Source organism: Lactonifactor sp. BIOML-A5 (assembly GCF_009677585.1).
In the GTDB taxonomy this organism is placed as follows: domain Bacteria; phylum Bacillota; class Clostridia; order Lachnospirales; family Lachnospiraceae; genus Lactonifactor.
Genome location: NZ_WKYV01000008.1, coordinates 172,231 through 185,721 on the forward strand (window position 1 = coordinate 172,231; position 13,491 = coordinate 185,721).

The 13,491-nt window shown below is 46.6% G+C and carries 14 protein-coding genes; all 14 read right to left on the bottom strand.

Annotation, left to right across the window (positions count from 1 at the left end; genetic code table 11):
- Nucleotide 1: 1 nt before the first annotated feature.
- The 14 genes from GKG41_RS09155 to GKG41_RS09225 all read right to left on the bottom strand — a co-directional run bounded on the left by GKG41_RS09155 (nucleotide 2) and on the right by GKG41_RS09225 (nucleotide 13,485).
- The gene (locus GKG41_RS09155; protein ID WP_347563303.1) at nucleotides 2-706 is read right to left on the bottom strand and encodes an ABC transporter ATP-binding protein; all 705 of its coding nucleotides are present in this window, start codon (nucleotides 704-706) and stop codon (nucleotides 2-4) included.
- Nucleotides 707-725: 19 nt separating this feature from the next.
- Entirely contained in the window at nucleotides 726-1,484 is a 759-nt protein-coding gene (locus tag GKG41_RS09160; protein WP_154258211.1) for an ABC transporter ATP-binding protein, read from the bottom strand.
- A 2-nt stretch (nucleotides 1,485-1,486) separates the two neighbouring features.
- Complete coding sequence (locus tag GKG41_RS09165) at nucleotides 1,487-2,455, bottom strand: branched-chain amino acid ABC transporter permease (RefSeq protein ID WP_154258212.1); 969 nt, start codon at nucleotides 2,453-2,455, stop codon at nucleotides 1,487-1,489.
- A gap of 9 nt (nucleotides 2,456-2,464) precedes the next feature.
- Nucleotides 2,465-3,352 (bottom strand): branched-chain amino acid ABC transporter permease, encoded by an 888-nt coding sequence (locus GKG41_RS09170; protein WP_347563302.1) that lies wholly within the window; start codon nucleotides 3,350-3,352, stop codon nucleotides 2,465-2,467.
- Nucleotides 3,353-3,462: 110 nt separating this feature from the next.
- On the bottom strand, nucleotides 3,463-4,641 hold the full coding sequence (locus tag GKG41_RS09175; RefSeq protein ID WP_226903715.1) for an ABC transporter substrate-binding protein: 1,179 nt from the start codon (nucleotides 4,639-4,641) through the stop codon (nucleotides 3,463-3,465).
- A gap of 176 nt (nucleotides 4,642-4,817) precedes the next feature.
- Nucleotides 4,818-5,678: a nitroreductase family protein gene (locus tag GKG41_RS09180; protein ID WP_154258213.1), complete on the bottom strand. Its 861-nt coding sequence runs from the start codon at nucleotides 5,676-5,678 to the stop codon at nucleotides 4,818-4,820.
- 81 nt (nucleotides 5,679-5,759) lie between these two features.
- Entirely contained in the window at nucleotides 5,760-7,103 is a 1,344-nt protein-coding gene (gene rpoN / locus GKG41_RS09185) for an RNA polymerase factor sigma-54 (RefSeq protein ID WP_154258214.1), read from the bottom strand.
- Between the two features lie 336 nt (nucleotides 7,104-7,439).
- Nucleotides 7,440-8,291, bottom strand: coding sequence for an AraC family transcriptional regulator (locus tag GKG41_RS09195; protein ID WP_154258215.1), 852 nt, complete (start codon nucleotides 8,289-8,291; stop codon nucleotides 7,440-7,442).
- A gap of 295 nt (nucleotides 8,292-8,586) precedes the next feature.
- Complete coding sequence (locus GKG41_RS09200) at nucleotides 8,587-9,057, bottom strand: VOC family protein (protein ID WP_199884589.1); 471 nt, start codon at nucleotides 9,055-9,057, stop codon at nucleotides 8,587-8,589.
- Nucleotides 9,058-9,072: 15 nt separating this feature from the next.
- Entirely contained in the window at nucleotides 9,073-9,786 is a 714-nt protein-coding gene (locus GKG41_RS09205; protein WP_154258216.1) for a tryptophan synthase subunit alpha, read from the bottom strand.
- 3 nt (nucleotides 9,787-9,789) lie between these two features.
- Nucleotides 9,790-10,938, bottom strand: coding sequence for an iron-containing alcohol dehydrogenase (locus GKG41_RS09210; protein WP_154258217.1), 1,149 nt, complete (start codon nucleotides 10,936-10,938; stop codon nucleotides 9,790-9,792).
- A 17-nt stretch (nucleotides 10,939-10,955) separates the two neighbouring features.
- Complete coding sequence (locus GKG41_RS09215) at nucleotides 10,956-11,750, bottom strand: BtpA/SgcQ family protein (protein ID WP_154258218.1); 795 nt, start codon at nucleotides 11,748-11,750, stop codon at nucleotides 10,956-10,958.
- Between the two features lie 2 nt (nucleotides 11,751-11,752).
- Complete coding sequence (locus GKG41_RS09220) at nucleotides 11,753-12,517, bottom strand: nucleoside phosphorylase (RefSeq protein ID WP_154258219.1); 765 nt, start codon at nucleotides 12,515-12,517, stop codon at nucleotides 11,753-11,755.
- 11 nt (nucleotides 12,518-12,528) lie between these two features.
- Nucleotides 12,529-13,485, bottom strand: coding sequence for a PfkB family carbohydrate kinase (locus GKG41_RS09225; protein WP_154258220.1), 957 nt, complete (start codon nucleotides 13,483-13,485; stop codon nucleotides 12,529-12,531).
- Between the last annotated feature and the right edge of the window lie 6 nt (nucleotides 13,486-13,491).

Genomic DNA, 13,491 nt, shown 5'->3' on the forward strand with positions numbered 1-13,491 from the left:
CCTATTCTCCAAGATATGCTTTTTTAATTGAATCATCTTCCATAAGCACAGACGCCTCTGCGTCCAGGACAATATTTCCCGTCTCCAGCACATAGGCACGGTCCGCGATAGACAATGCTTTTTTTGCATTCTGCTCTACCAGCAGTACGGTAGTACCGCCTGCGCTTACATCCTGAATGATTTTAAATATCTCATTTACAAAGATTGGGGAAAGACCCATGGACGGTTCATCCATGAGAATAATCTTGGGATGAGACATTAAGGCCCTGCCCATAGCCAGCATCTGCTGTTCTCCGCCGCTTAAGGTACCTGCCAGCTGATTCTTTCTCTCCTCCAGCCGGGGAAAACGCTGATACACCTCACGGATACTCTCATTTATCTCATTTTTATCTTTTCTTGTATAAGCCCCCATTATCAGGTTCTCATATACTGTCAAATCAGCAAATACCCGGCGTCCCTCCGGTACATGAGCCATACCCAGGGTCACAATCTTGTGTGCAGGAGTCTTGGTGATTTCTTTTCCTTCGAACTCTATTTTGCCTGATTTGGGACTGATTAGTCCTGTTACGGTCTGGAGTATCGTAGTCTTTCCTGCGCCGTTTGCTCCGATCAGGGCAATAATTTCCCCTTCGTTTACCTCGAAAGAGACTCCCTTAATTGCCTGGATTACGCCGTAATTTACTATCAGGTCTGTTACTTTTAACATTGCCATTGGTCTCCTCCTCCTATTCTCCCAGATAAGCTGTGATAACTCTGGGATCGTTCAGTACTTCTTCCGGGGTTCCATTGGCAAGCTCCGTGCCAAAATTCAGCACATACAAATATTCACAGATTCCCGCCACCAGTTTCATATCATGTTCAATCAGAAGGATCGTCACCTGAAACTGCTTACGGATCAGTTCTATGGTTTCCATCAGCTCCGCTGTCTCATTGGGGTTCATCCCCGCAGCAGGTTCATCTAACAGAAGAAGTTTGGGATTGGTTGCAAGAGCACGGGCGATCTCCAGCTTTCTCTGTTTTCCGTAGGGAAGATTGGATGCCAGAGTCTCTGAAAACTGTTCCAGGTCGAAAACTCTCAAAATATCTCCTGCTCTCTCATCCATTTCCCTTTCCCGTTTAAAATACCCGGGCAAATGCAGCATGCTCTCCGCCAGCCGATAAGTAATCTGATTGTGGAGAGCCACCTTTACATTGTCCTTAACGCTCATCTTACTGAACAGACGGATGTTCTGAAAGGTCCTGGCAATACCGCTTTGACAGATCTCGGCAGGCTTTTTTCCCACAATCTTTTCCCCGTTCAGGCTAATCGTACCGTCCGTAGGCTGGTAGACGCCGGTGAGAAGATTAAAAGCTGTTGTTTTGCCTGCGCCGTTTGGTCCTATCAGCCCCACCAGGCTGCCCTCTTCTATGGTCATATTCAGATTGTCTACTGCTCTGAGCCCTCCGAAGGAGATCCCGAGATTCTTTACTTCTAATAATGCCATGCTTATTCTCCCTCCTTCTGAAGTCTGCCCGCCTGACGCATATTTCTTCTGTCCATGAAAGCGCGCTTGATAGGGGAATTATTAAATAACATCAGGGCAATCAGCACGATGGAGTATAAAAGCATACGATAATCCGCCGCTCCCCGGAGCACCTCCGGAAGTGCTGTGAGAATTACAGCAGCAATAATGGATCCCTTGATATTGCCCATTCCGCCCAGTACTACCATTACCAGTATCTCAATGGAAGTATTATAGTCAAAATTCACCGGCTTTAATATACCGATGTTTCCCGCATAAACAACACCTGCGACACCGGCAAAAAAAGCTGCAATTACAAACGTCATAATCTTATAGCGGCTCACAGGTATCCCTGCCGCTTCCGCTGCAATGTAGTTGTCACGGATAGAAGTAATTGCGCGTCCGTGGCGGGATCTCACAATATTGGATACCAGCAGCACTACAATAACTGTCAGAATAAATACAAAGGTAAAATTACGGTATGTGGTGTAAAGAGGAATCTTCGAAAGCCCCTTTGCCCCACCGGTAATAGGTGTCATAAAGTTGATGATAGATTTGATAATCTCTCCAAATCCCAGTGTCACAATGGCTAGATAGTCACCTTTCAGCCTGAGCACCGGCACGCCTATGATAAGGCCGAAGACGGCCGCAGCGCTTCCCCCGATCAAAAGGGCGATAAGAATTGCCGGAAGCTGGGGAAGTTCTGTATGTGTCAGAAAAAGAGCACCGGAATAAGCCCCTACAGACATAAATCCTGCATGCCCCAGGCTCAGTTCCCCCAGAAATCCTACCACCAGACAGAGAGATACTGCCATCATAACATACACACAGATAGGAATAATCAGTGATGTCATCTGCCTGCTCAGCATACCCCCGCTGATAAGGCCCTGAATCACGGCATAGACACCAACCGCTATAATTACATTAATTATGGTCTTTTTGTTTATCTTCATCTGTCTCACCTACACTTTCTCAATCTTCAGTTTGCCCAGCAAACCAGAGGGTTTCACGAGAAGCACGATGACCAGAATGCCGAATACAATTGCATCTGCCAGCTGTGTGGATATGTATGCCTTAGAAAGAGACTCTATAATTCCAAGGATGATTCCTCCCAGCATGGCACCGGGAATACTGCCGATTCCCCCCAGCACTGCCGCAACAAAAGCTTTGATTCCAGGCAATGCCCCCATAGTGGGGAGCAGGGTCTCATACTGTGATATGAATAAGATACCCGCTACTGCAGCCAGTGCAGACCCGATGGCAAATGTAAGGGAAATGGTCTGATTTACATTTACTCCCATCAGCTCTGCCGCTCCCTTATCCTCCGATACGGCCCTCATAGCACGTCCAGCTTTTGACTTATTGATAAACAAAGTCAGAGCAATCATAGAAACCGTCGTCACAACCAGAGTCACAATCGTGATTCCTGAGATATTCAGACTCCCCACCTTCACAGACGGAACCCTGATGATAGAACCAAAAGGAATGGGGGTTGCCTTAAAAATGAGCAGTGACAGGTTCTGCAGAAGATAACTGACACCAATCGCCGTTATCAGCACCGCCAGAGGGGTTGCGTTTCGCAGAGGCTTATAAGCCACCTTTTCAATGGTAATTCCGAGGACTGCGCATACCACAATGGTGAGCAGAACCGCAGGCACCGGATGAAGTCCCAGGAGCCCTACAAACACATACAGGGCGTAAGCTCCTACCATAATAATGTCTCCATGGGCAAAGTTTATCATCTTCGCGATACCGTACACCATGGTGTATCCCAGAGCGATCAGCGCATAGATACTTCCTGTCCGCAATCCATTAATCAGCTGTTCCAGGATACTGTTTACCAAATCCATACTTTCTCCACCTTCTTTCGTAATATTTAAATCCTGCATATCTTTGGAGCCGTAAAAGGAGACAGCTGTTGCCATCTCCTTTTGCTATCATCCTATGGATTACAGATTTACTACTCTGCTTTGTACTGATATGCTCCGTCTTTTACTTCTACAAACTTAACTTCCTTTACAGCAGCACCTGAGGCGTCAAAAGTAATCTCATCGCCTGTCATTCCGCTGACAGTAATCTTTGTCATAGCTTCAATCATATCTGCACTCTCAATGCTTCCAGCCTCTTCCATGGCTGCTTTGAATGTGTATACAGTATCGTAAGCATCTGCAGCAAACTGGTCAGGAGTTGCTTTATAGGCTTCATTATAAGCATCCACAAACTTTTTCACATCTGCATCATCAACCGTTGCACAGAATGGGCTGGAGAATACACATCCCTCTACTGTGGAAGCATCAGATACTGTATCAAGAACGCCGTCCCATCCGTCAGAACCTAAGAACTGCAGTGTCATCCCCATATCCTTCGCCTGTTTTGTAATGTAAGTAGCATCCTGATAGTAAGCAGGTACGTAGATGGCTTCCGCATCCGTACCTTTGATTGTGGTCAGCTGTGTATTAAATTCAACATCATTGGTGTTGAATGCTTCACTGGCTACAATCTCTCCGCCTTTTGCTTTTACTTCTTCTTCAAAAGCTTTCTGAAGACCTGTACTGTATTCATCTGCTGCGTTATAGATAACGGCAATCTTTTTCAGTCCCATAGTATCAATCGCGTAATCTGCCATTGCCTTGCCCTGCTCCGGATCTGAGAAGCAGATGCGGAAAGCATTGTCATTGGCAATACAGCCCTCTGCAGAACCGGATGGGGTTACCTGCAGAATACCATCCTGGTATGTCTGATCTACAATAGCTATACAGGCACCGCTGGTTACACACCCCATAATTGCATTGGCTCCCTTGTCCATAACCGTGTTATACGCCTGAACCGCTTTATCTTCCGAAGCCTCATCATCTGCAAATTCCAGCGCGAATTTGTAAGTAGTGTCTCCCACTTTCACTCCGCCGGCATCATTAATTTCTTTAATCGCAATCTCAGCTCCCTGCTTAACGCTGGTTCCGTAAGAAGCAGCAGCTCCAGTTACAGGGCCGATGCCTCCGATTAAGAAGGTCTCTTCTCCTGCGCCTGCCGCCTCAGATCCTTCTGCTTTGTCTTTCTTGTCATCACCACAACCGGCCATCATAGACACAGCCAATACTGCAGCCACGGAAAAAGCTGCAATTCTTTTCATGTTTTTCATCTCATATCCTCCTTCAATATCACGCTTTCAGATCGACTTTATAGGGATAATCTATAAAATCTTTCTTAAAATTCTGATTACTATCATACCCCAATCAGGACATATCTGTCAATGGTTTCCTGCTTTATCCAGACAGCAATTTGAAGGATTGATGCGCTGAAGCATGTAAGTATCTTTTATACTTCGCAGTACCCTGCAATCTCATATTCCCCGGGTATCTCGTAAGTCTTATCCGGCGCTCCCATGACCCACTGAACCTCTCTTGGCCTCCACTGGGAGAGAACTGCCGAGAAGTGAAACATTACAATTCCCTGGTTCAGCTTTCCGTCATGTTCTCCTGTAAGCTCATCCTCTTTCACTGCCAGAATCATTTGATTATAGTCATAGATAAAACGGTAGGGCTGCCGGTTCAGAAAGGACGGCGCAATACTGGCCCCATAGAAGGCTTTCTCCATAGTATCGTCGATCACATCCTCTTCCCAGCCTGATTTCTGCCCCCATTTTTCCAGATATACCAGATCCTCCACGCAGATTTTAGGAGCCAGGTGCCCTTCTCTTGTGATGACATGTATATCAGAAGGACTCTTAATATCCAGACGTGTTCTGTCCCCCAGAGAGTTCCCGTATCCAAACGCAATAATAGCCGCGACATTTTTATCAGAAGAAAGTCCCACAGCCTCCTTAACAGCGTCACTGTCAGTCAGTGTCACCCAGCAGCTGTCCAGCTCCATCTCCGACAGCTTCAAAACCAAATCTTCCCCTATGTACCCTGCATTCTGAGCCGCATATGGATGATCCTCGGATAAGATTAAGAGATAATACGGTGCCTTAATCAAAAAGCCCTTATATCCCGCAACTCCATCCAGAAGCTTCTCCCCCTCCTTCTGCAGCAGCACAAGGTCCACGTCAATGTGGGGAATCAGTCTGGAACCCTTCTGAAAATGTTCCCGGATATCTTCCATCTGCTTCTCAGACAAATCCCAGTCCTTAAAATCTCTGATTGACATTCTCTTTTCCATTAAATTGTAGTAATCCATGGTTAACCTCCTGTGATTATATATTTGCTAACTTTACCCTTTAACTCCATATTGTTATCTTAATGCAGCGCTGTAGGATTGTCAATTCACATACGCCCTCTGCCTGGAATCCAGGATTCCAAGCTCCGCCCTGTATTTCGCCACCGTCCTCCTGGAAATATCCGTCCCCTCCGCCTTCAGAATCTCCGCGATCCTGGAATCACTGAGGGTCTCTTCACTTTTTTCCTTTCCAATGAGCTGTGCGATCCGGTTTTTCACCCCATCCGCAGACATTTCCCCGGTTCCCTCTTTCGTCCCAACAGCTCCGGTAAATAAATCCTTCATAAGAACTACATTCCTATACTGAAGATACTTGCCCTTTACAGCTCTGCTCACCGTAGACACATGCATATCTACCTTTTTGGCCACTTCTGACATACTCATCGGCTGAAGCTGCCCGCGGTTCTCAAAGTAATCCTTCTGCAGTTCCAAAATCGCCTCTACAATGCGGATGATGGTACTCCGTCTCTGCTCCACGCAGTTCACAATGAACCTGGCCCGTTCCAGTTTCTCCTTAAAATAAGCTGCCAGTTCCGGATCTTCTGCCTCCCGCATCATACGTATATAATAATCATTATACCTGTATTCCCCCATCCAGCCGTCGTTCAGCTGAATCTCCCACTGGTTATGCTGGCGGGTAATAATTACATCCGGGATGATATATTCCGGTGACTCTCTCTGGACATTCATCAAAGGCCGGGGATTCAGCCCTCCTATGACATGAATGTATTTTTTCACTTCGGCAGTGGTCAGTTTCAGTTTCCTGGACACTTCCCCAATGTGCCCTTTCATAATCTCCGGCATATAATCCCTGATGATGGCAGACAGATTTCCGTCGTCCAATCCCTCCGCCTCTATCTGCTTCAGAAGGCACTCACCGATGTCCCTGGAAAATACCCCTGCAGGTTCCAGATTTTTTAATTCCCTGAGACATGCCTTCACTGACTCTATGCCGAATCCTGAAGCGTCAGCTATCTCCTGAGGTTCATATGGAAAAAACCCGTCCTCATCCAGACATTCTGTGAGATACTGTATGAGCTTCCACTCTCCTGCTGTATACTTCTTTTTGTCCATCTGCATAAGCAGCATACTTTTTAATTCGTCCGCCGGTTTTGCTGCTATATCATTCTTCCGCTGAATCTCTTCCTCTTCCCATTCCATATAGTGATCCTTATAGGATATCCCTTTTTCATAGAGCTGTTCAACATTGGTCAGCATCTCTTCCTCTTTGTTGGATACACAATCCAGAATCGGGTTCTCCAGATATTCATTGGTAAGGAATTCATCCAGCTCCTGGTTCGTATAGGCCAGGATATTCAGCGATTGTACCTGATTTGCTGACAGAGTCTGGCTTTGTACCACTTCTAACTTATTGCCCAATTTCATATGTATTACCTTCTCTTAGAATCTTCTGCCCTTTCTGCTATAATTTTACATAATTCGATTATATCCAATTCCAGTCCTTTCGTCCAGCACAGTGTATATATAATTTGCAAAAGTAGATTTGCTTTCATAAATATGATAAAATCATAGCGACAAACAAACTTAGGGAGGGATCTGGAATAATGAAGAATATTCTTGTGATACAGGGCGGCTGCGGGGATACCAATGGGAAGCCGCAAATCGCTCAAACAAATCATCTGCAGGAAGCATATGAATTCGGAAAGCATCTATATAAATGATATATGAAAAAAGCCTGCTCTCAGCACAAGAGCAGACATTTTATATTACGATTTCCTTCATTTCTCTGTATTTTTTTGGAGTGATGCCAAAAGACAGCTTAAACTCCCGGGCAAAATAATTGGGATCTTCGTATCCCACCTGATACCCGATTCCGCTGATGTAATCATCTGTCTCCAGAAGAAGCCGGGCAGCCATAATCATTCGGATTTCCCGCAGATACTGTTTGGGGGATTTCCCCAGCTGATCTTTAAATAGCTGACGGAACCGTGATTTGCTTAATCTTGCAATCTCCGCCATACTTTCCAGTGTATACCTCTCGGAAGGGTGGACGGCGATATAGTCTAGTACCAACCGAATTCTGGTATCCACATTCTCATAGTTCTTTATCAGGCCCTCATTGATATTAGCGGCAATCCTGCCAATGTCTCTGTCCGCAGGCCAGTCCGGGTTGTGAGAGCACAAACTGGCAATCAGCAGATTCATATAACCTTTTATGAAAAAAATGTTTGTATGAGATTTTTTATTACTCCAATTATAGATGTGTGAAAAATACAGTTTTTCATTCTCACTGTCTGTCACCCTGGGGATCCCAAAGTAATCTTCCAGCACGTCGCCCCCTTCATAGTACACAGAAGTCATAAAACGGATATCTATGATAGAAAATTTGCTGCTGGCCGCACTGTAGCTGAATCCGCATCCTCTGGGTATATATACAATCTGATCTTTATAGACTTTTACTTTTTCCTTATTTATGCGAAGCTCCGCCTCTCCATCCTCAACATACCAGAACATGCTGTAGGGTATCATACGCCGGGAACCAATCCACTCCCTGCTGAATACAAACTTATGAATGGACAAAAAGTAAAACCTTATATTGTCAATTGTATTCATTTTTTACGGCTCCTCTCCATCCTTATGAAAAGGATTATATCAAATTACGCCACAATTGTAGAGATTATAGCCGCAATTTCGTCACTTTATGCTATTTTTTGACACCTCTTCTCTATTTTATTTATAAACCTTCCTTTATAATATACATATGCCCCTATCCGTGGGATAACTATATGCTTTTGCAGGCTGCACTCCTCACCAGAAAGTCCTATATGCTTTCAATCCTTTAGCCTGTCAGCAGGTTATTGCTGCGGATAAAAAGACACTGCCGGATGTGCTCCGGCAGTGTCTTTTTCTACTTTTCTTTTATATTCGGCAGCAATCGGTTATCCGGAGATAACTTTAGAAAGGGAGCATATGCCACTTCCCAGGGATACCCGTCAGGATCCAGAAAATACCCTGAATACCCCTCATATCCCCCCCAGTCCTTCCACTGAGGTACCTGGTGGCTTTTTCCGCCTGCTTCTACGGCCCGGTTAAACAATGCATCAACTTCCTCCGGGCTGGCGCCGTTGAGCGCCAGTGTAAATCCGTGGTACTCCTGCTTGGGGCTCACGGGAAGAAGGGCGTCATTGGCCAGAAAGTCATAGGGTACAAGGCCTATGGCAATGTTGCTTGTAACCATAAAGGTACACATCCCGGGATCCGAATCCGGGGATAATTCCCATCCAAGGGCCTCATAAAACTTTACTGAGCGATCCACGTCCTCTACCCCCAGAGTAATAATAGAAATGCTCTGTGCTTTATAGCTGTCTGCTTTTCCCAATCTCTCCTTACCTCCTCAGCATTGTTCTGCAAATTTTCTTATCATTTCCTTCATAGCAGGAATATCTTCATGAAGCTTTAGGATGGTGCTTCCCACGAATGCCGCGTCCCCTCCGGCTTCTTTCACCATACGCACATCCTCCGGTGCATGCACGCCCACTCCGCAGTAGATGGGGCGTTCGATTCCGCAGGCACGCAGATGGGCAATACAAGCTTTTAGATCCGGGTACTGAGGATTCACCTCTTTGGTTGGCTTAGCCTGCATGTAGACGAAGCCATTGGACTGCTTTGCCATCTCGATTTCCTCAGGCAGCATCTGGTACTGTACGTAGCATGACACTCTCAGACCGGCGGCAATGATCTGGTCTTTGATCCGATTGTCCTTCAGGCCTACCAGAAGAATATCTTTAAAATCATTCTCCAGGCAGAAGCTGATAAATCTTTCCGTGCCAATCTCTTCCACGGTATTTTCATAGGCCAGAACCAGCAGTTTAATATCCGGAAGTCTTTTTTTCACGGCCACCATACTCTCCATATATTTGTCGTAATCATCACAGGCTTCCAGCGCCTTTGCCATTCTTCCTGCAATATATTCTCCTTCCAGGTATGGATCCCTGGAGGGAAAGTCAATTTCTATCATTGTACACCCTGCATCGGCGTATTCGATTGCCATCTCATAGCTGCTCTCAATTGTGGGATAGCCGTTGGATAAATAACATATGATTTCCATGATTTATTCTCCTTTATATGCTTTCTGGAATAATGCTTTAAACTGATCCAACTCCGGTATGACGGGATTGGTTTTTGTACAGCCGTCAGCTTTCGCTGCCTTTGCCATTTCCTCTAAAAGCTCATTATATTTTTCTTCTTCTTTAATAATCTCCTGAAAAGATGCCGGAATATGTAATTTTCCGTTCAGTTCCCGGATCATCGCTGCCAGCTCCTCTCCCCCTGCCTTCTCAGCCAGGGAACGATAAATGCCGGCTGCCCTCTCATCCTGACTGTTAAACTCTATAATGTAGGGAAGAAGCATGGCGTCCCCCAGACCGTGAGGTACGTGGAAATATCCTCCCAGCGTATGGGCCATAGAATGAACGATTCCTAGAGATACATTTGTAAAGGCAAGACCGGCAGCCATAGAAGCATTCAGCATCTTTTCTCTTATCTCCAGATCTCCCCCGTTTGCATATGCCTGGGGCAGATACTCCATAATATCCAGAGCTGCCTGAAGGGCCAGAGTGTCGCCAATATAGTTTGCCCTTGTAGAAACCAGTGCCTCTATAGCATGTGTCAGGGCGTCCATTCCTGTCTCTGCGGTAATGCGGGCAGGCATTGACAGGGTTACCTCCGGGTCACAGATAGCAATGTCAGGCATCATCTCCATATTGCCAATGCCGTGCTTCATTCCTGTCTCTGTGTCAGAGATTACCACTGACCGGGATACTTCGCTGGCGGTTCCTGCTGTGGATGGAATGCAGCAGAAGTGTGCTTTCTCTCTCAGCTTTGGAAACGGTACGGCCTGTAATACATCCTCCAGTGTCTCCAGCTCCGGATGTTCATAGTAGATCCACATCGTCTTGCCGGCGTCCATGACAGAGCCTCCGCCCAGAGCAACAATCAAGTCAGGCCGGAACGCAAGCATCTCCTTTGCCCCCCGCTTTACAGTGGCAAAGGAGGGATCCGGCTCCACACCCTCGATTACTGCAACCTCTGCGCCGCTGCTCTTAAACATATCCCTTACTTTATCCAGCATACCGCTTTTTACCATGCTGGATCCTCCCAGAACAATTACTACTCTTTTATACTCCAGAGATTTTATGTGTTCCAGGCAGCCCTTTCCAAATAACAGCTGGCTGCCTGCCAGTTTCATAGGTCTCATCATAATTTTTTTCCTCCTCTTTATTCTTCCATTCCCTGCATAACTTCACGGACCAGTTCATAGTCAATGGGATTCGTCAGAATTCCGTCCTTTTTCAGGCTGGATCCTATGATACCGCCGTCTGCCACATGCATCTGCTCCCCGATATTCGAAGCCTTTACGCCGCTCCCTGCAAATACAGGAAGATGCACTACTTTTTTTACTCTTGCTATCATATCAATTGGGGTTTCCACGCCAATCTCACTTCCCGTCACAATGATACCGTCCGCTCCGTTTGCCTCTGCCTCCCTTGCAGACTGTTCCACTGTAATATGGGGAAGAAGCATATGGGCGTGTTTTACCTGTACGTCCGCGAGAATCCTTACGTGCTCCAGGCCCAGCTGCTTTCTGTACTCCACACATTCTCTGGCGCAGGGTGCGATCACTCCGTCGGTGAACAATACGGTATCCACAAATACCGGGACGCGGATAAACTGTGCCCCTGTAATCCCCGCAATGGCCAGGGAAGCCTTGCAGTCGTTAAATGCCGCATCGATCCCCACAGGAATACGGATTGCGTCCTTTACCGCTGCAGCAGCAGCGGACAGCGCGGCCACCTGGGCGGTATTCAGCATAGCTTTAAAAGGAGTATCTCCCATATTTTCTACAATCACAGCGTCTACTCCGGCTTTTTCCAGGGTAACGGCATCCTCCACTGCACGGCGGATGATCCCCTGGTAGTCCCCGTCAAACCCCGGGGTCCCGGGCAGGGGAAGACAGTGTACCATGCCGATAATTGTCTTTGCCTCTGTTGTAAATAATCCTGCTTTATTCATAATTACAGCCTCCCGTCCTTATTTCTTTCATCGTACCGATAGATTCCCTCCAGTACGGTGCGGCAAAGAAGATCCTCTGCGTCCTTTCTTGCCTGCCCCTGAAGAGTTTCTTTCAGATTTTCCAGTACAGTAGTCATAGTCACAATACAGGTTTTGACTCCCATTAATCTTCCCAGTGTCAATAAGCAGGAGGATTCCATATCAATCCCTGTAACCTTTAATTTGCGGAGTTCTTCAAAGGTACCTGCCATATCCCGGCCCCACTCCTTTGAGAACCTGGAATCGTGCATCTGACTGTAAAACCCGTCCATAGTGCAGTTAATTCCATTGACATACTCCGCTCCCATTAGGTTTACAGTCTCATTCATAACATTCACCAGATCTACGTCTGCCACTGCGGGATAGGATTCTTCCACATAGGATAAACTGGTCCCCTCCCTGCGCATGGCTGCTATAGGAATGATAAATTTTCCCAGGAGATCATCCTGAAGCCCCATGACTGTTCCCATTCGCACCGCAACCTCCATGCCTGCCTCATACATTTCCTCAAGGGCGATGGCCGCTGAAGGGGCACCGATTCCGGTAGAGGTAACGGTTACCTCCACTCCTTTGTATGTACCTGTATAGGTATTGAACTCTCTCTGAAAGGCAACCTTCCTGGGATTGTCCAGATACTGCTTTAAAACCTCCACCCGCCAGGGATCCCCTGAAAAAAGGACGTACCTGGCCACAGTGGATGCATCCACTCCTAAATATAATGTGCTCATATTTTCTCTCCTCACTTCCCGCTTTCTTTCAGCAGCTGTCTGTATTTTTCCAGCAGCGCTTCCTCTGTGGGCATGTTTGTACAGCAGCCCTCTGCCTGAAGAACAAACCAGGAGAGTACACTGCCCAGCCTGCAGCATTCTGCCGGCTCCATGCCTTTGAGATAGCCATAGAGAAAGCCCGCGATATAGGCATCCCCTGAACCTGTTGCATCTGCAATCTCATCGGCTCTGCAGATCCCGATTTGATGTTTTACCACTCCCTGAGGGGTGCGCTGATAGCAGATGCTTCCCTCTTTTCCAAGGGTAGTCACGATAATCTCAGCACTTCCCAGAGAAAAGAGCTCTGTGATATCCCCCAACCCATAGATCTGCTCGATGATCCCCCGCTCCACTTCATTGGTAAAAATTATTTTGCTCCCGGTGAGCAGAACCTTCAGAAACTCCTGGGGAAAAGCATCAAAATCATCTTTCATTCCAAAGACAACAGGTACCTGATGACGGACACACTGCCGGTAGAACTCTTCATTGTCTGCCCTTGAGGCAACGGTAATCACACCCAGACGTGTATTCTGAAATAATTCATCTTCCAGTGGCTGTGCGTATTTCTCATCCATAGCTCCCGGATAAAAAATAGTTATGTGATCGTTTTGATTGTCCTGAAGCAGATAGCACACGGAAGTAGCTTCCTCCTCAATGACCCGGATGCCCTCTGTGGATACCCCGCCCTGTTCCAGAAATGCCTTAAATCCGTTTTCTATATAATCTCCTCCGACCCTCAGAACAGGAAGGCCGTTGAGGCCCAGCCGGCTGAGGCCGTAAGCAATATTGACGGAACATCCCCCGTAAAAGATATCTACGTTATTCCGGTTGGTGACCAGGGAAGTATATCCAACTTTAGCCGGCGAGGCAATCTTTATGATATGGTCCATGCTTACATATCCGCTGGTTAATACATCAATCTGTCTCATGCTCTT

Coding starts and splice junctions, on each gene's coding strand:
- GKG41_RS09155 (WP_347563303.1), bottom strand. CDS start 706: ATGTTAAAAGTAACAGACCTGATAGTAAATTACGGCGTAATCCAGGCA.
- GKG41_RS09160 (WP_154258211.1), bottom strand. CDS start 1,484: ATGGCATTATTAGAAGTAAAGAATCTCGGGATCTCCTTCGGAGGGCTC.
- GKG41_RS09165 (WP_154258212.1), bottom strand. CDS start 2,455: ATGAAGATAAACAAAAAGACCATAATTAATGTAATTATAGCGGTTGGT.
- GKG41_RS09170 (WP_347563302.1), bottom strand. CDS start 3,352: ATGGATTTGGTAAACAGTATCCTGGAACAGCTGATTAATGGATTGCGG.
- GKG41_RS09175 (WP_226903715.1), bottom strand. CDS start 4,641: ATGAAAAACATGAAAAGAATTGCAGCTTTTTCCGTGGCTGCAGTATTG.
- GKG41_RS09180 (WP_154258213.1), bottom strand. CDS start 5,678: ATGGATTACTACAATTTAATGGAAAAGAGAATGTCAATCAGAGATTTT.
- rpoN (WP_154258214.1), bottom strand. CDS start 7,103: ATGAAATTGGGCAATAAGTTAGAAGTGGTACAAAGCCAGACTCTGTCA.
- GKG41_RS09195 (WP_154258215.1), bottom strand. CDS start 8,291: ATGAATACAATTGACAATATAAGGTTTTACTTTTTGTCCATTCATAAG.
- GKG41_RS09205 (WP_154258216.1), bottom strand. CDS start 9,786: ATGGAAATCATATGTTATTTATCCAACGGCTATCCCACAATTGAGAGC.
- GKG41_RS09210 (WP_154258217.1), bottom strand. CDS start 10,938: ATGATGAGACCTATGAAACTGGCAGGCAGCCAGCTGTTATTTGGAAAG.
- GKG41_RS09215 (WP_154258218.1), bottom strand. CDS start 11,750: ATGAATAAAGCAGGATTATTTACAACAGAGGCAAAGACAATTATCGGC.
- GKG41_RS09220 (WP_154258219.1), bottom strand. CDS start 12,517: ATGAGCACATTATATTTAGGAGTGGATGCATCCACTGTGGCCAGGTAC.
- GKG41_RS09225 (WP_154258220.1), bottom strand. CDS start 13,485: ATGAGACAGATTGATGTATTAACCAGCGGATATGTAAGCATGGACCAT.